Consider the following 17,198-nt stretch of genomic DNA (forward strand, 5'->3'; position numbering starts at 1 on the left):
CATCCTTTAAAGATAGCGTAACAGCTCACTGGTCTAAACAAGAGGTCCTGCGGCGAAGATGTAACGGGGCTCAAGCCACGAGCCGAAGCTCAGGGTGTGCACTTTGTGCACGCGGTAGCGGAGCGTTCTGTCTATAAACCCTATGTCTCTTCATGGTCCTGCAAGGGATCATGCGAAGACAGAGGGTTTGCGATGAAGCCGGCGCGTAAGCGATCCGGTGGAGCATTCAGAAGCGAGAATGTTGACATGAGTAGCGACAAAGAGTGTGAGAGACACTCTCGCCGAAAGTCCAAGGGTTCCTGCTTAAAGCTAATCTGAGCAGGGTGAGCCGACCCCTAAGGCGAGGCCGAAAGGCGTAGTCGATGGGAATCTGGTTAATATTCCAGAGCCAGGAGGAAGTGACGGATCGCGGCTGTTGTCTGATCTTATCGGATTGATCAGGCCTCGAAGTGGTTCCAGGAAATAGCCCTCCATAAGATCGTACCCGAAACCGACACAGGTGGACTGGTAGAGCATACCAAGGCGCTTGAGAGAACTGCATTGAAGGAACTCGGCAAAATGCCTCCGTAACTTCGGAAGAAGGAGGCCCCGTTGGCGCGCAAGCGTTGGCGGGGGGCACAGACCAGGGGGTGGCGACTGTTTACTAAAAACACAGGACTCTGCGAAGCCGCAAGGCGACGTATAGGGTCTGACGCCTGCCCGGTGCCGGAAGGTTAAAAGGAGATGTGCAAGCATTGAATTGAAGCCCCGGTAAACGGCGGCCGTAACTATAACGGTCCTAAGGTAGCGAAATTCCTTGTCGGGTAAGTTCCGACCTGCACGAATGGCGTAACGACTTCCCCGCTGTCTCCAATGCAGACTCAGCGAAATTGAATTCCCCGTGAAGATGCGGGGTTCCCGCGGTCAGACGGAAAGACCCCGTGCACCTTTACTACAGCTTCACACTGGCATCAGGCGCGCAATGTGCAGGATAGGTGGTAGGCTTCGAAGCGGGGACGCCAGTTCCCGTGGAGCCACCCTTGAGATACCACCCTTTGTTCGCTTGATGTCTAACCGCGGACCGTTATCCGGTTCCGGGACCCTGTGTGGCGGGTAGTTTGACTGGGGCGGTCGCCTCCCAAATAGTAACGGAGGCGCGCGATGGTGGGCTCAGAGCGGTCGGAAATCGCTCGTCGAGTGCAATGGCATAAGCCCGCCTGACTGCGAGACTGACAAGTCGAGCAGAGACGAAAGTCGGCCATAGTGATCCGGTGGTCCCGAGTGGAAGGGCCATCGCTCAACGGATAAAAGGTACGCCGGGGATAACAGGCTGATACTGCCCAAGAGTCCATATCGACGGCAGTGTTTGGCACCTCGATGTCGGCTCATCACATCCTGGGGCTGGAGAAGGTCCCAAGGGTACGGCTGTTCGCCGTTTAAAGTGGTACGTGAGCTGGGTTTAGAACGTCGTGAGACAGTTCGGTCCCTATCTGCCGTGGGTGTAGGAGACTTGAGAGGAGTTGCCCCTAGTACGAGAGGACCGGGGTGAACGCACCACTGGTGGACCTGTTGTCGTGCCAACGGCAGTGCAGGGTAGCTATGTGCGGACAGGATAACCGCTGAAGGCATCTAAGCGGGAAGCCCCCCTCAAAACCAGGTCTCCCTTGAGGGCCGTGGTAGACCACCACGTCGATAGGTCGGAGGTGTAAGTGCAGCAATGCACTCAGCTGACCGATACTAATCGCCCGACAGGCTTGATCCGATCCAGTGGAAGAGAGGCACGTGCCCCTTCCCGGACAGGAAGCCCTTGACCCGGAATACGACAGGAAAGACAGTCTCGTCTCACCGAAACGCAAGCCCGAAAGACTTGCGCATACGGTGCGTTTTACTGGCTTGGTGGCAACAGCTGCGAGCGAAACACCCGATCCCATCCCGAACTCGGCCGTTAAGCGCCACGGCGCCGATGGTACTGCGTCCCAAGACGTGGGAGAGTAGGTCACCGCCAGGCCTGTAAAACGCACCTTTCTCTCTCTTCACCATGCCCTGCCGCGGGGTGGAGCAGCCCGGTAGCTCGTCAGGCTCATAACCTGAAGGCCGCAGGTTCAAATCCTGCCCCCGCAACCAAAATCCCAAACGCGTTCCCAAACGCTCAAACGCCGCCCTTCGGGGCGGCGTTTGCGTTTGAACTGAAAGCGGAAGAATTCCAGCGCGATCGCCGCATACCTCGACCTCCACCAGGAGACCGTTCGGGGCCTCCGGGTTGCCCGTAAGGACGACCTTGTCGATCAGGCCTGCGAGCCTCTCGTGGGCGCGCCGGATGAGATTGTCGCAGACACCAGCCTCTCCGGCGCAGGGGTTGCCCGAAAGCTGAGCGCCCTGATCCGGGTCTACGGCAAGCCGGGTTGCATCGTCAGCGACAACGGGACCGAGTTCACCAGTCTGCCGGTGGACTTGCCCCTGTTTCACCGGACAGTCAGGCGGTTTCGGTTCTGGCCCTGATGAACTCGCGAGGCGAGCGCCACTTCAGGCCTGAGTGCGGGTGGTTGTCGTTGTAATCCTCGATCCAGTTTCCAATCAACGAGAGAGCGGTTGCGGCGTCAGGTAGTGGCGTGACGCGGACATAGTCGCGCTTCAGCGTCTTCACGAAGGCCTCCGAGATGCCGTTCGACTGGGGGCTGCCCACCGGCGTGAAACATGGCTTGAGGCCGAGTTTGCGGGCGAAGATGCGGGTTTCCTTCGCGGTGTAGGCGCTGCCGTTGTCGGAGAGAACCTCGATGATCTCGGGAGCGCGATGTGTCCCGAACCGGCGCTCCACGGCCTCGAGCAGCATGTCGCGCACATCCGATCCGCTGATCCCGGCTCCAGTGAGCGCGCGCCAGGCAATCACCTCGCGGTCATGGGCGTCGATAAGGAAGGCGGCCCGGATGATGTCACCGTTCCAACAGATGAATTCCAGTCCATCGGAACACCATCTGAGGTTCGAGCGCAGCATGATCACCTTGCCGTCATGGGTGCGCTCGGGACGAGGGAGGCCGCTGCGCTCCAGGAGCAAGGCGTTGTTCTTCATGATCCTGTAGATGCGCTTGTGGTTGGTGGGGGAAAGTCCCTCCGCCCGCAGCTCCCGGTTCAGAACCGCGGTGATGCGGCGATAGCCATAGGTCGGGCGCTCCGCCAACAGGCGTTTGATCCGGGGCAGCAGCGTCGCGTCGCCTGCCTTTCGGTAGGCGCTCCGCGGCTTCGCGCTTCCCGTCATCCGTTCATGCAGGTTCGAGCGGGACACGCCCAGCGTCTCGACCACCGCCTTCATCGTGAACCGTCCTTCGGCAAGGACAGCGCATGCAAGGTCGGTTTTTTTGACCTCGATTTTTCGAGGGCTTCCTTGAGGATCTCGGCCTCAAGCGTCTTGCGCCCGAGTTGCCGCTCCAGCTCCCGGATGCGCGTCTCCATCTCGCGAACGGTCTTGTTGCTGGTCACGTCATCGTCGCCGGTCACCGCGACACTCCCTCCCTCCAGCATCAGCTTCCGCCAACGATACAGGAGATTGGGGGCCACGCCATGGCGGCGGGCGACCGCCGATATGCTGTCGCGTCCATCCAGTGTTTCTTCAACAATCCGGAGCTTCTCCTCTGCAGACCGGCGCTGCCGCCGGCCTCCATCAGTGATGATCTCAAATTCAGACATAAGTACGTGCCCAGGCATATGCCTAAGCCTCCATGGCTATGCCTGACTGTCCGGTCGAAACAGGGGCCAGTTCAGCCGGTCCGGAAATGGGCCGACGAAAACGAGGGGCCACGAAACGACATCGATCCGGGCAGGTCCGGCGTCTCGAGGACATCCTTCGCGACCCCAGGTCAGCACAGGGATAGGTTCAACCATCCGATACGCAAGCAAGCGGGTAGCGGGATGCTGTCTCAAATCGACTTCGTGCGGCAGCAGAAGCGGGACAGGAAAGCGTTCATAAAAGACGGGGCTTTTCACCGTAGTTCGCAGAACGTCCCGATTTCGGGACTCCCGGATCGCCTCGGAACACTGTGCGGGCATGCGCGTTCACAATGCATTCAGTCAGCCATAGGTCAAAATGGGACTCATCCTGGACATCCGGCTCCCCGATCGTGGAAATCAGCAAGGCAGGAGATGATTGATGAAGGGCGGACGGATTGGCAGCCCGGGACGTTCGAATGTGGCACCAATGTCGGATGTTGGAGAAAGCCCCTTGCCGGAGAGAAGCCGGCGGGGCCTCGTGGGGCGGCTCGACCCTGAACTGTGGGAGATGTTGAGCGCGGCGTGTTCCGGGACACGACACCTCGACGCCCGCGAGGTGCTGTCCGAAGCGGGAGAGAGGCTCGAGGCGAGTGCGCTTCTGCTGGACGGGCTGATGGGCCGCTATGTCCGGGGGGCATTCGAGGGCCGGACGCAGCGCGGGATTGTTTCCATCAGCGTGCCGGGGGATTTCGTCGACCTGCATGCCCTCCCGCTGAAGCAGCTGGATCATGATATCGTGGCCTTGACGGACGTGCGCATCGCGCTGTTTCCCCACACGGCGCTGAACCGGATCATCGACCAGTCCCACCGGTACGCACGCCAACTGTGGCGGCTGACGATGATCGACGCCTCGATCCACCGGCACTGGATCTATCGCGGAAGCCGGTTGCGCGCGTTGGCGGCGGTGGCCGATTTCGTGAGCGAGATGGACATGCGGCTTCAGGAAGCTGGGGAAATCGAGGGCGACTGCCTTCCCTTGCGCCTTCTGCAGACCGACCTTGCCGAGATCGTCGGGCTGTCCCCGGTCCATATCAGTCGCGTTTGCAGGGAGCTTCGCGAGAGCGGAGCATGCACGATCCGCGACGGATTTGCGCAAATCCACGACCGGGCGCGTCTGCATCGCCTGGCGCAATTCGATCCGTCCTATTTCTACGGGCCTGAGGGCTGATCACCGCCGCACTCGAAGACCGCTGCGATCCAGGAGGTTGCGGCGTCGCGGCGAATGACGTGATCCGGCCAGGCGACAGCAAGTGCTGTCAGCAGGCGGGTTTCGACCTCGCGGGCGGTAAGCGCCGTTTCGGTCGGGCCGAGGTAGCCCGCGACGAGGCAGGCGCCGCCGGGGGCGAGGCTTTGGACGATCAGCCCGATTGTCTCGTCCAGCGTGTCCGGGGGGAGGTAGTAGAGCACTTCGGACAGCACGATCAGGTCCCATTCGCCTTCCGGCCAGCCTTCGGGCACGCCGGCCACCTCGAATTGCACCTTCGGGATGTTCCGCGCGCGGGCGCGGTCGATGGCGGTCGGCGCGAAGTCGAGGCCGAGAAGGCTGTCGCAGTGGCGCGCGATCGCTTCGCTCATCACGCCGATGGAGCAGCCGACCTCGAGCGCGCGGGCGAAGCGGCGCGCAGGAAGGAGGGCGAGGCAGCGGGCGTATTTCTCCGCCTCGTAGGCGCTGGTTTCGTAGTTCCAGGGGTCGCCTGTCTCGCGGTAGAGACGGTCGAAGGATGCGGCGTCGCGGGTCATGCGGGGATGAAGATCTCGTCGGCCGCCACGAAATGCGCGGCGAGGTCCTGCGGCATCCGGAAGCCCTCCGGGTCGTCGTCGATCAGCCCGGTCATCTGCGAGACATGGGCGGCAACGGCGCGCGCCTTGAGGTCGCGGACGGCGGTGGTCCGAAAGCGTCTGAGGCCCTCACTGGACGCTCCGGCCACGGGCGACTGCACCCGGCCCCAGACGGGGCAGCCGAACATGGGGCATTCGACCCGATCGGCGATGTGCCGGGCGAGCCGCCAGACGCGCTGGTGGTCAGGATGCGGATCGCCGTCCCAGGTGGTCCAGATCGCGGTGACGCCGTCGAAATGGCCGGCCAGCCGCGCCTCGACCTCGGCGAAGGTTTCGGGATCGTCGGGCGCGGCCAGATCCGGGTAGCCCAGCCAGATCGGCGCCTCCCGTCCGGCGGTGAGGATGTCGACCGCGGTCTCGACTTCGGACTTGCGCAGGGCGGCGAGGGCGGCGGCCGGATAGGCCTTCGAGTTCCGGTGCGACATCGACCCGTCGGTGATCACGGCCACGTGCACGCGGTGAGCCGCGGCGGAGGCTGCGGCGATGGCCCCGCCCATGGCGAGCGATTCATCGTCCGGGTGCGGCGCGAGGACCAGCACGGCGCCGGGGCCGGTGAGATCCTCCAGCCGGGCGTAGGGCGCGGTTCCGGACTGCGCGACGATGGCGGTGAAGGTTGTCATTCGGACCAGATCTCTCCGATGGGGGCGTCGGCGGCGCAGAGGGCCTCGGCCACTTGCCGCAGCTTGCCGTCGAGATCGGCCTGCCGCAGGAAGAAGCCGAGGTCGCGGCGGACGAGCTCGACCCGGTGGCCCTTGGCGAAGGACCGTGTGCCGAGGGCGCGGTCGGCCAACGCGATGCCTTCGAGGCAGGCCGCCTCGACCTCTTCGCGCGCCGCAAGGCTGAGCGCGACGGCCTCCGGCCCCGCGCCCGGCGCCTCTGCCCGGGCGGCGGCATCCTCGACCATCAGCCGTGCGCGGTGGGCGAGGCCGGCGATGTGGGCCAGGCGGTGGAGCTGAGCCTCGCCGGGGGACTCCGTTGCGCCGACCGCGCGGCGAACCTCTTCGGCCAGCGCCTCCAGCCCGCCGGTGTGCAGAGCGGCATAGCGCCAGACGCCGCCCTGGAAATGCGGCTCGCGCATGTAGTCACCGGCCGCACCGAGGGGCTCTGCCGCGGCGCCGTTGAAATCATGGGAGCCCGACGCCGTGGCCCGCATGCCGGAGGTGTCCCACGCGGCGGCATCTGCACGTTGGGGGTCGCGGACCTCCGCAATGGCGAGGCGAAGGCCATCGCTCCCGCCCGCCGTCACCACGGCATGGCTGACGGTGCCGAGCCCCGAGGCGAAACGCTTGCCGCCGGAGAGGCGGAGAAGGCCGCCGGTGTCGGCGTCGATGCGTACCGGAGGGTCACCGTCGGCCCCCCAAACGCCGTAGATCGCCCCCTCTCTCGCAGCGGCGGTGTGGCGTTTCACCTGAGAGGGCGTGCCGTAAAGGCTCACGAGCTTCAGCGCGTTCATATGTCCTTCGGCGAGGCGCCCGACCGACAGGCTGGCCCGGCCGATGCGGCGCAGCAACGTGGCCTGTGCCCGCACCTCCCGCGGCGTGGCGGGGAAGGTGCAGAGCCGGTCCAGCAGGCCGGATGTCACGAGAAGGTGCATGTCGCTCGATAGGTCGCGGCGGCCTGCATCGGCATCCAGCGCACCCGCCGCGACGGCGTCGAGGGCGGCGGCTTCGCTCAGGGGCGGCGACAATCTTGCGGGGGCCATCGTCATGCGGTGAGCCTTTCCGTATTCATTTGCGCTGATGACACCGCCGCAGACAGCAGGGGCAATTCGCGTACCACGTCCGACAGACGCATCCGGGTGCGCGGCAGCCCGCCCAGTTGCGCGTCGATCCCGGCCACCTGCGGCGCGTCCGGTCCGAACCGCGATATGGCCCTGCGCCGTGCCTGCCGAAGCTGCAGGCGCAGGGCGGTTTGGCCGGCAGGCTCGAGCGCGCTGTCCACCAGCGGATCGTCCTCGGAGATGCGACCCGCCAGCGCTTCGGCCATGCCATTCGGCGCGCGCCCGTCCAGCCGGCACGAGGTCGTGACCCGCGCCTTCGGACTGTGACGCACACGCCAGCCGCGATCCTCTGCAGTTTCGGCAAAGGCGCGATCCTCGCTGTTCGGCAGCGCCGGAATGCCGCCGGTATCGGCATAGAGCGGCATCCGGAACGCAAGGCTGGCGCCGGCCGCGCCAAGTCCGCAGGGGGCGGGGTCGTGCGCGAGGGGATAGATCAGCGCGCGGAGCGCGAGGGTGAGCGCGACATACTCGCCCTCCGCCACGCCGCGCTGCGAGATGATCGGCGGCAGGCGGGCGAACTCGCCGGCATCCGGGAAGACGGTGCCGCAGATCAGGTCGGCCTGTTTCAGCTCCGCCAGGTTGGCGTCGAGCCAGTCGGGAAAGACCCGGCTGTCCGCATCGGTGGTCAGCACGACGCCATCAGGGGCGAGCCGGGGCACGGCGGCGGTCACGGCCTGCCGCCGAACCGCGCCGACACCCCCCGGCGGGCTGTCGGCCAGGTCCAGCAAAAGACCGGCCGTGCCCGTCGCGTCGAACCAGGTTTGCGCGCTGGCAAAGGTCGCGTCGTCCGAGCCGTTGACGACCAGAACGATCCCGCCTCGACCCCGCAAGGCCGTGTGCGCCGCCTCGAGGCAGGGACCGATCCGCTCCGCCTCGTTGCGGGCAGGGACGGTGATCGCCGCGGGCCACGGTGTGTCCGGGCCGAAGGCGAGGCTGCGCCGGGCGGGGGCGTGGCGTGTCATGCCGCCCGTTCCCAGAAGCGCAGGTCCTTGCAGGCGGCGATGAAGTCGTCCGGCGCGCCGTCGAGGACGAAGACGCCGTCATCGGCCTCGTCCGGCACCGCAGCCGACCAGAAGGCGGATTTCGCTTCCGCCGTCAGGGCAATGAACTTCTTGTGCGCGAAGGCGTCGGCCAGGAAGCTGCGCGCGCCGTGCATGCCCGCCAGCTTGGCCGCGCCGTCCCCGGACGCGAGGATCGCCACCGCATCGAACAGGACAGACGGTGCGCCATCCAGCTTTTCGTCCGCCTCGATGGTCTTGCCGCGCGCGGTGGTCACCCCGCCGACCTTCTCGGCCACGACCGTCACCTGCGCGCCCTCCGCCTCGGCGGCCGCTTTCAGCGCATCGAAGGCCCCGCCGTCGATGCCGTCGGTGAGAAGCACGCCCAGCTTGCGGCCGGCAAAGCTCTCGGGCGGGTTGGCGAGGATGCTGAGCGCGGGGGATGGCTCGGTCTCGACCACCTTGCGCGCAGGCTCGGCCGGCGCCGGCATCTCGGCAAGGCCCAGCCCGTCGGCGACCATCCGGGCCAGACCCTCGTCGACGACGATCAGGTGCCCGACCATCCGCTGCCGGATCGCAAGGCGTTCGACCTTGGAAAGTTCGAAGATGAAGGCGTCGGCGATGTGCCCTTTCTCGATATCCGTCTGGCTGAGGTAGAACTGCCGCGCCTGGCTGTAGTGGTCCGCGAAGGTCTCCGACCGGATGCGCTGTTTCGGCCCGGACTCTTCCGCCGGATAGGACGTGAACCCGCGCTCGGGGTCCTCGCGCGGGCCCTCGCCGAAGCTGTTCGGCTCGTAGTTCACCCGGCCCTTCGGGTTGTGCATCGCCATGTGCCCGTCCTGCTGCAGGTGGGCGAAGGGGCATTTGGGCGCGTTGATCGGGATATGGCTGAAGTTCGGGCCGCCGAGACGCTTGAGCTGCGTATCGAGGTAGGAGAAGTTCCGCCCCTGCAGCAGCGGGTCGTTGGAATGGTCGATGCCGGGGACGATGTTGCCGGTCTGGAAGGCGACCTGCTCGGTCTCGGCGAAGAAGTTGTCGACCATGCGGTTCAGCGTCATGGTGCCGACGATCCGCACCGGGACCAGCTCTTCGGGGATGATCTTGGTGGCGTCCAGCACGTCGAAATCGAAGCTGTCGGCGAAGTCCTCGTCGAAGATCTGGAGACCGAGATCCCACTGGGGATTGTCGCCCTTCTGGATCGCGTCCCAGAGGTCGCGGCGGTGAAAGTCGGGGTCCGCGCCGTTGATCTTGACCGCCTCGTCCCAGAGGACGGACTGCATCCCCTGCCGGGGTTTCCAGTGGAACTTGACGAAGCTCGACTTGCCGTCGGCGTTCACCAGCCGGAAGGTGTGCACGCCGAAGCCTTCCATGAAGCGGAAGGAGCGCGGGATGGTCCGGTCGGACATGATCCACATCGCCATGTGCATGGCTTCCGGCATCAGCGAGATGAAGTCCCAGAAATTGTCATGGGCGGTCTGCGCTTGCGGAAAGCCGCGGTCGGGCTCCTGCTTGGCGGCGTGGATCAGGTCGGGGAACTTGATCGCGTCCTGGATGAAGAAGACGGGGATGTTGTTGCCGACGAGGTCCCAGTTGCCTTCCTTGGTGTAGAACTTCACCGCGAAGCCGCGCACGTCGCGGGCAAGGTCGGGCGAGCCCTTGTTGCCCGCGACGGTGGAGAAGCGCACGAACACGTCGGTCTTCTCGCCGACCTCGGTCAGGATCCTGGCACGGGTGAGGTCGCTGAGGTCCTCGCTCAACTCGAATGTCCCGTGGGCGCCGTAGCCACGGGCGTGGACCACCCGTTCGGGGATGCGTTCGTGGTCGAAATGGAACAGCTTCTCGCGGAAGACCTGGTCCTCGATCAGGTGCGGGCCGCGCTGCCCGACCTTCAGCGTGTTCTGGTCGTCCGAGATCGGCATGCCGGCCTGCGTCGTCATCGTCTCGTGACCGTCACCGGCGACCTGGTGGATTTCGCCGGCGTTGCCTTTGCGGGGGGCCTTGTCGTCGTTCATGGTCGATCTCTTCCCTTTTCAGTCTTGCATGGCGTGGGTGCGGGGCCGGTCGGCCGTTGCGGGATGAAGCAGGCCCGCCCATTCTTCGGCCACGCGCGACAGCCGGAACTCCGGCCGCGCGGTGGCGAGGGGGCGCAGGCCCGTGGCCTCGCGCCATTGCATGATCCGGGCCGCGATGGCTTTGGGGTCGGCGGTGTCGATGCACTGACAGGGATCCGAGGCGACCTCGTCATTCGCACCAAGGCCCCGGTGCAGGAGCGCCGGGCAGCCGACGGCATTGGCCTCCGCGATCACCAGCCCGAAGGTCTCGGCGAAGTGGTCCTGCGGGGAGAAGAGGCAGAGCGCCCGGCGCATCCAGCCGATGAGTTCGGGCTGGTCGAGCCGCCCGAGTGGGATGACGCCGTCCGGGACCGGCCCGGTCGGCCAGGCGAGATAGCCGGGATCCGCCACGGCAAGGCGCAGCGACGGCAGACGATCCTTCAGCGCCTCGAAGCGGCGGAAGACCTGTCCGAGCCCCTTGTGAGGGGAGGAGGCGAACAGCAGCAGGTCGCGATCGCGGGGCGTGTCGTCGGGTTGAAGATCGTCGGCGATCGGGTTGTGGATGTGACCGACGGCGGGCGCATCGGTGCCGAGAAACCGGCGCAGCCAGTCGACATGGGCGGCGGAGACGCAAAGCACCTCCACCCCTGCCGCGCGCAGCGAAGGCGCCAGTGCCCGGTTGTGGCGGCCGGGGAAGACGTGCTGCCAGACGATGACCCGCGCCCCGGGATGCAGTCGCGCCAGCCGGGGCGCGACCTTCCAGGAATTGACCACGACAATGGTCCCCGGCGCTTCGGGCAAGGGGCGCCTGACGTCGAACCCGCCATACCGGACGCCACCGGAGAGCGTGTCCGGCCCCTGCCGCGCGGACTGGCGCGCTGTGACGCGGATGCGGGGGGCGAGGCTCTCGGCGATGCGCACCAGGGTCGCCTCCGTCCCGCCAAGCCCTGCGAGCTCTCCCCGCACGCCGCTGTAGGCACGGGGCGCCAGCACATCGACGAAGGTGATCCCGCCGCTCATGCCACCCGGTCCTTAAGGGCCGTCATCCGGGCAAGCGCCCCGCGCTCGCAGAGGGCCGGGTTGGTGCAGGACCGGATGCCGACGCCCGTCAGATCGATCGGCACCGGATCGACTTCGCGCGTGGCGAACCAGCGGCCGACCGCGTCCCAGACCCGCTTGCGATCCGCGATGCGCCGGGGGCTGTCGTAATCCGTCTCGCCCGCCTGGGTCAGGCTGTCGGCCGTCTCGATCTTCGTCAGCAGGATCTCGGGGATGACCCAGAGCACCTCGCCCGCCATGATCAGCCGGTTGCGGAACTCCCGATCCTCCTCGATGCAGTCCGAGAACCCGCCCAGCCGGTCGAAGACCGAACGGTGGAACAGGCCGGAATTCACATGCGTCCAGTCCCCCGGCACCCCCGCGGCCATCTGCAGGTTCGGGAAGAAATCGTCGACAAGGCTGAGCGTGCGGCGGATCTCGACCCGCTCGCCGTCGGGCAGGATCAGCTCGTGATGGGTCAGCACGCCGCCCACCTGGATGCGCGTCTCGGGCTCGCGGCCCGACAGGCGCCAGTTGAGGCAGGGATGCGCGCTGATCGTTTCGTTCCGGATCACGCGTGCCTGCCGCATGACCTTGTCGCGGTGCGGCAGGTCGTCGGAATCGTGGAAGGTGATGGCATCCGCGGAGCTGAGCGCGATGCCCACGTTCTTCGCCTGCGCGGTGCCGACGTTGCCGGCGAGGCTGACGCCGACGAAACGGGGATGATCCGCATAGCGCGCGATGACCGATCCGGTGCCGTCGGTCGAGCCGTCATCGACGACCATCACCGTGGTGTCGGGATGCGACTGCCCGAGCGCCGCATCGATGGCCAGGGGCAGGGTGTGGGCGCGGTTGTAGGTCGGGATGACGATCGTGACGCTGGGTGTCATCGGGTCTCTCCTCAAGCAGGGTGAAGCGCGGTGCGGTAGGCCACCAGACGGCGACGTGTGGCGAGGGCCAGCGGATAGGGCAGCGCGATAAGCACGGCGCCCAGCATGGCAGCGGCCGGCAGGTGCGGGACGGCCAGCAGGGCAACGCCGCAAAGGGCGAGCGCAGGCAGCATCGGCCCGACGGCATCGGAGACCTCGGTCACATCCTTCGCGGTGCGCTGGAACCTGCCGGACCGGCCCATGAGGGCGTCCACCGTTCCGAGCGCCGACGGCAGGATCATCGCAGTCCGCGCCGCCAGAGCCGCGAGGCAGGCGTTCAGCGGCGGGTGACCGCGGACGATCATGCCGATGACCATCGGCAGGCAGACCGACAGGTAGACGAACGCCAGACCTATCCCCGACAGCGTCACCAGCAAGCGGCTCACCCCGGCGTGGTGGCCAAGCGAGAGCGCGATCCCGCCGCCGATCAGCCCGGCTGCAAGGGGAAGCGCGAGGTTGGCCCAGGCGGTAAGCTGCGCGAAGACCTGAAGTGTCGTGCGCGCCGGCAGACAGCCCAGACTGCCGCAGGCCGTGTCCATGTTGCCGGCTGCCCAGCGGTAGCGCTGCAAGCTCAGTCCGCCGAGGTCGAGAGGCAGCAGGCCCCGTCCGACGATCCGGTCCACGAAGCGCCCGCGATAGCCCATACGGTGCAGGCGCAGGCCAAGCTCCGCATCCTCGGTGATGGTCCGGCAGCTCCAGCCCCCGGCGGCCTCGAGCGCGTCCCGTCTGATCACGCTGAGCGTCCCGGTCAGCAGCATCGCGCCCGCCACGTTCGCATGACGCGCGTGGCGCAGGAAATAATCCGCCAGTTCAAGCGACAGCCCCTGCGCCGATCCGCCATCGCCGCGGTAGGCCTGCGGGAACTGGACGAAGTCCTCGCCGCCGCGCCGAAGCTCCTGCCAGGCGATGGCAAGGAAATCCGGCGCGACCTCGTAGTCGGCATCCACTATGACGACATGGGTGGCGGCAGGATCGGTGCGGGCCAGAGCAATCTGGAGCGCGCCCGCCTTTGCCCCGGTGACGCCCTCCTCGTGGTAAAACCGGAATGCAGGACCAAGGGTGTCGCAGAGCGCCTCGATCGGCCGCCAGAGGGCCGGATCGGCGGTATTGTTGTCCAGGACGATGACCTCGAACTCCGGCGCGCCGACCTGCGAGGCGAGGGCCCGAAGCGTGCGCGCGACAACGGCGGGAGGTTCGTCGTGGGTCGCCACGTGGACCGAGAACCGCCGCCGGCCCGTCGCCGCGCACCGCGACCGCGCGTCGGGCCTGCCAGCCTTCAGGCCAAGCCCGGAATGCAGGTTGAACCCCCCGAGCACGGCCTGAACCAGCACGGCCAGCGCGACCACCGGGACAGCCACGGCGGGCATCAGGACGGCAAGCGTCATCAGTCCGAGGAAGACGCCTCGTCCGTCAGGTGCTGGCATGATGTGCTTCCTTGAACAGCGGGCCGGTGTCGGGGACCGCAATGTCAGGTTAAATGCCGGTTCGGACCATTCGTTCCGGCAACATTTGTTATGCCGCCCGCGCCCTTTTCCGCTTTGGCGACACCGCCGGACCCATCAGAGCAGAGCATCGCCCCGCTCGTGCCCGATGCTATTCGACGCAGGTAACAGGCGGTCTTGTCGTCCCGCTCACCGCGGGGACAATGGATCGGGGGCCGGGCCGTCAGTAGGAGCTTGCAATTGTGGCCTTCGCCGCCGTGTAGCCGATGACCACAAGGCAGGGCCCGTCCCATTTCGTCTGGCAGCCGACGTTGCGAAAGACATCGGGAACGCCCTTGCCAGAGCAAGCCGTCAATCCATTCCTGCTCCCGCCCCTCCGGCGGGGTTTTGTCGTTTGAACGGAAAGCGCAGGAATTCCAGCGCGATCGCCGCGAACGTCGACCTCCACCTTTTCATCCACCAGTGCCACCACGATGCCCTCCAGCAGCGGAATGGCCATGAAATCAATCGAACAATACCTTTTAACACCTCGTAATAAATAGGTATTCAGCTTTCCCGGGCATCTCGGCCGGCATCACCGCGCGCCAAGCGCGTCGGCGACCTGCTGGGCGAATTTTGCCGTGGCAACCGGCAGGGTCCGGCCCCGGAGCTGGCCGATCAGCAGCAGGCCGGGGCCGATGTCGGCCGGATCGATCGGGCGGATGACCAGCCGGGGATCGACCGGCGGGACGACGCCGATGGGGATCTGGAAGCTGATGACGTCCTCGTAGAGCACGTATTGCCGCATGAGCTCGAAGCTGTCGGCCTCGATCACCGGGTTGAGGTTCAGCGAGCGGCCGCGCGTCGCCTTCTCGAGCAGGTGGCGCACGCCGTATTCCACCGAGGGCACCACATGGGGGTGGGCGAGGCAGTCGCGCAGGCGCAGGATCTCCTGCCCGGCGAGCGGGTGGCTTGCCGAAAGCACGGCGGCGACCGGCTGCTCCACCGCGCGGATCACCTCGAAATCCACCAGGTAGACCGGTTCGAAGACGATGGCGAGATCGGTGGCGAACTGGCCGAGATCCCGCTCCGCCTGGGCGCGGTCGCGAACCCTGATCGAGAAGGTCACCCGCGGATGCGCCTTGCGATAGCGCGCGACCTCGCGGGGCAGGAAGATCGGGTTCACCGCCTGGGAACAGGCGATGGCGACATGGCCGCGCCGCTCGCCGCTGAGATCCGCGACCTGTCCGCGGACGCGTTCGAGATCGCTCACCTGGGTGCGGATGTGCTGCATCAGCAGCTCGCCCGCCGGGTTGAGCCGCACCCCCTTCGGCAGCCGCTCGAAGATCGGCCCGCCGAATTCCGCCTCGAAGCGCTGGATCTGCCGGGTGAGCGCCGAGCTGGTGATGTTCATGTCCTCGGCGGCGCGGCGGATCGATCCGGCGCGCGCCACGTGGCGGATCATCTCGAAGATGCGCAGATGACGCATGGTCTGGCCTGGTGCTGCATTTTATGCAGCACATTGGTGAAATCATAGCAGTATGAGTCAACATCAATTTGCCGCATGCTCTGCCCGTGAGCGACATATCGTGTTGGGGGTGGCGTTGCGGGACCTGGAATTCACACTGTCATCCTTGCGAGAGGTCTATGCCGCGGGGGCCAGCCCGGCGGATGTGATCCGGGAGACATATCGCCGGATCGAGGCGCATGGTGATCCGGGCATCTTCATCCACCTCGCGCCCCTTGCCGAGAGCCTCGCGCGCGCCGGGGCGCTCGGCGCCTTCGATCCCGAGCGGCCGCTCTGGGGGATGCCCTTCGCGGTAAAGGACAATATCGACGTCGCGGGCATGCCGACCACCGCGGCCTGTCGCGCCTTCGCCTACGCCCCGCAGGAGGATGCCCATGTCGTGGCGCGGCTGGTGGCCGCCGGGGCGATCCCGATCGGCAAGACCAATCTTGACCAGTTCGCCACCGGCCTCGTCGGCGTCCGTTCGCCCTGGCCGGTGCCGCGCAATACGCTCGATCCGGAAATCGTGCCGGGTGGGTCCTCATCGGGCTCGGCGGTCGCAGTCGCGGCCGGGCTGGTGCCCTTCGCGCTCGGGACCGATACGGCCGGCTCCGGCCGGGTCCCCGCGGCGCTCAACAACATCGTCGGGCTGAAACCGAGCCTCGGGGCGCTCTCCACCCGGGGCGTCGTGCCCGCCTGCCGGACGCTTGATTGCGTGTCGATCTTCGCGCTCACCGTCGCCGATGCCTTCGCGGTCTTCGAGACGGCCGCCGCCTTCGATCCGGCCGATCCGTTTTCGCGGAAACTGCCCGTCGGGCCGCTTTCCCCCGTGCCGCCGGGATGCAGGGTCGGGGTGCCGACGCAGGGATCGCTGCGCTTCTTCGGCGATGCGCAGCAGGACGCGGCCTTCGCCTCGATGATCGCGGCGCTCGGGGCGATGGGCTTCGATCTCGTGCCGGTGGATCTTGCGCCGTTCCACGCGGTGGCGGAGCTGCTCTACGCCGGGCCCTGGGTGGCCGAGCGCGATACCGTCGTGGGCCCGGTGATGGCGCAGGATCCGGAGGCGGTGCTGCCGGTCATCCGCGAGATCGTCGGCAAGGCCGAAGGCCAGAGCGCCGCGGATGCCTTTCGCGGGCTCTATCGGCTGGAGGAGCTGCGCCGCGAAGTGGCGCCGGTGCTGGAGCGCATCGATGTCATCTGCCTGCCGTCGATGCCGGGTTTCTGCACCCTGGCGGAGCTCGACGCCGACCCGATCGGGCCGAATTCCCGGCTCGGGACCTATACCAATTTCGTGAACCTGCTCGGCCTTTGCGGGCTCGCCGTCCCGGCTCCGGCGCGGGGCGACGGCCGGCCGGGGGGCGTGACCCTGATCGCGCCTCCCGGCCGTGACGCTCTGCTCGCGAGCCTCGGGGAGCGGATCGAGCGGCTGGGCGAACGCCAGCTCGGCGCGACCGGCTGGCCGGTGCCGCCCGCACCGCCGCGCCTCGCGCGGGCCATGCCCGGAGAGATCGAGATCGCCGTCTGCGGGGCGCACATGTCCGGCCTGCCGCTCAATGGCGAGCTGACCACGCGGGGCGGGCGGTTCCTGCGCGCCGCCGAGACCTTGCCGGAATACCGGCTCTATCGCCTCGCCGGCGGGCCGCCCGAGCGTCCGGGCCTCGTGCGGGACGGGCAGGGGGCGGCCATTGCCCTCGAGGTCTGGGCGCTCCCCGAAGCCGGGGTCGGCAGCTTCCTCGCGGGCATTCCGAGCCCCCTCGGCATCGGAACCCTCGCGCTCGCCGATGGCACGACGCCCAAGGGCTTTCTCTGCGAGGTCGCGGGCCTTGCCGGTGCCGAGGAGGTGACCGCGCTCGGCTCCTGGCGCCGGGTCATCGCCGAGAGCGCGGCGTGATCG

Annotated in this window: 13 protein-coding genes, 1 tRNA gene, 2 rRNA genes and 1 pseudogene (1 of these 17 running past the window's edge); 6 read left to right on the plus strand and 11 right to left on the minus strand. The window is 66.8% G+C overall.

The features are described from left to right. From ACF66B_RS19360 to ACF66B_RS19375, 4 genes and pseudogenes are all read left to right on the plus strand, one after another. Positions 1–1,741 (plus strand): 23S ribosomal RNA (locus ACF66B_RS19360) (it extends 1,096 nt beyond the left edge of the window). 130 nt (positions 1,742–1,871) lie between these two features. Further along, a 5S ribosomal RNA gene (rrf, locus tag ACF66B_RS19365) occupies positions 1,872–1,987 on the plus strand. 39 nt (positions 1,988–2,026) lie between these two features. After that, a tRNA-Met gene (locus tag ACF66B_RS19370) sits at positions 2,027–2,103 on the plus strand. Positions 2,104–2,301: 198 nt separating this feature from the next. Further along, positions 2,302–2,418 (plus strand): annotated as a pseudogene (locus tag ACF66B_RS19375) (IS3 family transposase); the annotation flags it as partial. Between the two features lie 34 nt (positions 2,419–2,452). Here ACF66B_RS19375 and ACF66B_RS19380 read toward each other — a convergent pair. Then, a protein-coding gene (locus ACF66B_RS19380; RefSeq protein ID WP_111432149.1) for an IS3 family transposase occupies positions 2,453–3,678 on the minus strand; the annotation gives its coding sequence in 2 pieces (ribosomal slippage) (positions 2,453–3,336 and positions 3,336–3,678; 1,227 coding nt in all). Between the two features lie 541 nt (positions 3,679–4,219). On the opposite strand from ACF66B_RS19380, the gene ACF66B_RS19385 reads away from it, so the two are divergent. Then, on the plus strand, positions 4,220–4,909 hold the full coding sequence (locus ACF66B_RS19385; protein ID WP_162683324.1) for a Crp/Fnr family transcriptional regulator: 690 nt from the start codon (positions 4,220–4,222) through the stop codon (positions 4,907–4,909). Here the strand turns inward: ACF66B_RS19385 and ACF66B_RS19390 are convergent. The 10 genes from ACF66B_RS19390 to ACF66B_RS19435 form a co-directional block, all read right to left on the minus strand. Then, positions 4,891–5,481: an SAM-dependent methyltransferase gene (locus ACF66B_RS19390; protein WP_111430533.1), complete on the minus strand. Its 591-nt coding sequence runs from the start codon at positions 5,479–5,481 to the stop codon at positions 4,891–4,893. The genes ACF66B_RS19385 and ACF66B_RS19390 overlap by 19 nt on opposite strands. Continuing rightward, positions 5,478–6,200 (minus strand): PIG-L family deacetylase, encoded by a 723-nt coding sequence (locus ACF66B_RS19395; protein ID WP_111430534.1) that lies wholly within the window; start codon positions 6,198–6,200, stop codon positions 5,478–5,480. Before ACF66B_RS19395 ends, ACF66B_RS19390 begins: the two co-directional genes overlap by 4 nt. After that, positions 6,197–7,288, minus strand: a complete 1,092-nt coding sequence (locus ACF66B_RS19400) for an acyl-CoA dehydrogenase family protein (RefSeq protein ID WP_111430535.1) — start codon at positions 7,286–7,288, stop codon at positions 6,197–6,199. Before ACF66B_RS19400 ends, ACF66B_RS19395 begins: the two co-directional genes overlap by 4 nt. Next, positions 7,285–8,322: a glycosyltransferase gene (locus ACF66B_RS19405; protein ID WP_111430536.1), complete on the minus strand. Its 1,038-nt coding sequence runs from the start codon at positions 8,320–8,322 to the stop codon at positions 7,285–7,287. The genes ACF66B_RS19400 and ACF66B_RS19405 overlap by 4 nt, the downstream gene beginning before the upstream one ends. Then, positions 8,319–10,370, minus strand: a complete 2,052-nt coding sequence (locus ACF66B_RS19410; RefSeq protein WP_111430537.1) for a catalase — start codon at positions 10,368–10,370, stop codon at positions 8,319–8,321. The genes ACF66B_RS19405 and ACF66B_RS19410 overlap by 4 nt, the downstream gene beginning before the upstream one ends. Positions 10,371–10,388: 18 nt before the next feature. Then, on the minus strand, positions 10,389–11,429 hold the full coding sequence (locus ACF66B_RS19415; RefSeq protein ID WP_111430538.1) for a glycosyltransferase family 4 protein: 1,041 nt from the start codon (positions 11,427–11,429) through the stop codon (positions 10,389–10,391). Then, complete coding sequence (locus ACF66B_RS19420) at positions 11,426–12,337, minus strand: glycosyltransferase (protein WP_111430539.1); 912 nt, start codon at positions 12,335–12,337, stop codon at positions 11,426–11,428. Before ACF66B_RS19420 ends, ACF66B_RS19415 begins: the two co-directional genes overlap by 4 nt. Positions 12,338–12,348: 11 nt before the next feature. Further along, a complete protein-coding gene (locus ACF66B_RS19425) occupies positions 12,349–13,800 on the minus strand; it encodes a glycosyltransferase family 2 protein (RefSeq protein WP_111430540.1) in 1,452 nt (483 codons plus the stop codon). A gap of 241 nt (positions 13,801–14,041) precedes the next feature. Then, positions 14,042–14,317 carry a hypothetical protein gene (locus ACF66B_RS19430; RefSeq protein WP_162683325.1) on the minus strand — a complete coding sequence of 92 codons (276 nt, stop codon included), beginning with the start codon at positions 14,315–14,317 and terminating at the stop codon, positions 14,042–14,044. Positions 14,318–14,392: 75 nt separating this feature from the next. After that, complete coding sequence (locus tag ACF66B_RS19435) at positions 14,393–15,286, minus strand: LysR family transcriptional regulator (RefSeq protein WP_111430541.1); 894 nt, start codon at positions 15,284–15,286, stop codon at positions 14,393–14,395. Positions 15,287–15,338: 52 nt separating this feature from the next. Between ACF66B_RS19435 and atzF the strand changes: the two genes are divergently transcribed. After that, on the plus strand, positions 15,339–17,195 hold the full coding sequence (gene atzF / locus ACF66B_RS19440) for an allophanate hydrolase (RefSeq protein WP_111430542.1): 1,857 nt from the start codon (positions 15,339–15,341) through the stop codon (positions 17,193–17,195). Positions 17,196–17,198 lie beyond the last annotated feature (3 nt).

Origin of the sequence: Amaricoccus sp. B4 (assembly GCF_043226085.1) — a bacterium.
Classification (GTDB): Bacteria; Pseudomonadota; Alphaproteobacteria; order Rhodobacterales; family Rhodobacteraceae; genus Amaricoccus.

Excerpts from the sequence above, each read along its gene's own strand:
- ACF66B_RS19400 (WP_111430535.1), bottom strand. The coding sequence starts at position 7,288 with ATGACGATGGCCCCCGCAAGATTGTCGCCGCCCCTGAGCGAAGCCGCC.
- ACF66B_RS19405 (WP_111430536.1), bottom strand. The coding sequence starts at position 8,322 with ATGACACGCCACGCCCCCGCCCGGCGCAGCCTCGCCTTCGGCCCGGAC.
- ACF66B_RS19435 (WP_111430541.1), bottom strand. The coding sequence starts at position 15,286 with ATGCGTCATCTGCGCATCTTCGAGATGATCCGCCACGTGGCGCGCGCC.
- ACF66B_RS19430 (WP_162683325.1), bottom strand. The coding sequence starts at position 14,317 with ATGGCCATTCCGCTGCTGGAGGGCATCGTGGTGGCACTGGTGGATGAA.
- ACF66B_RS19395 (WP_111430534.1), bottom strand. The coding sequence starts at position 6,200 with ATGACAACCTTCACCGCCATCGTCGCGCAGTCCGGAACCGCGCCCTAC.
- atzF (WP_111430542.1), top strand. The coding sequence starts at position 15,339 with ATGAGTCAACATCAATTTGCCGCATGCTCTGCCCGTGAGCGACATATC.
- ACF66B_RS19425 (WP_111430540.1), bottom strand. The coding sequence starts at position 13,800 with ATGCCAGCACCTGACGGACGAGGCGTCTTCCTCGGACTGATGACGCTT.
- ACF66B_RS19410 (WP_111430537.1), bottom strand. The coding sequence starts at position 10,370 with ATGAACGACGACAAGGCCCCCCGCAAAGGCAACGCCGGCGAAATCCAC.
- ACF66B_RS19420 (WP_111430539.1), bottom strand. The coding sequence starts at position 12,337 with ATGACACCCAGCGTCACGATCGTCATCCCGACCTACAACCGCGCCCAC.
- ACF66B_RS19415 (WP_111430538.1), bottom strand. The coding sequence starts at position 11,429 with ATGAGCGGCGGGATCACCTTCGTCGATGTGCTGGCGCCCCGTGCCTAC.
- ACF66B_RS19390 (WP_111430533.1), bottom strand. The coding sequence starts at position 5,481 with ATGACCCGCGACGCCGCATCCTTCGACCGTCTCTACCGCGAGACAGGC.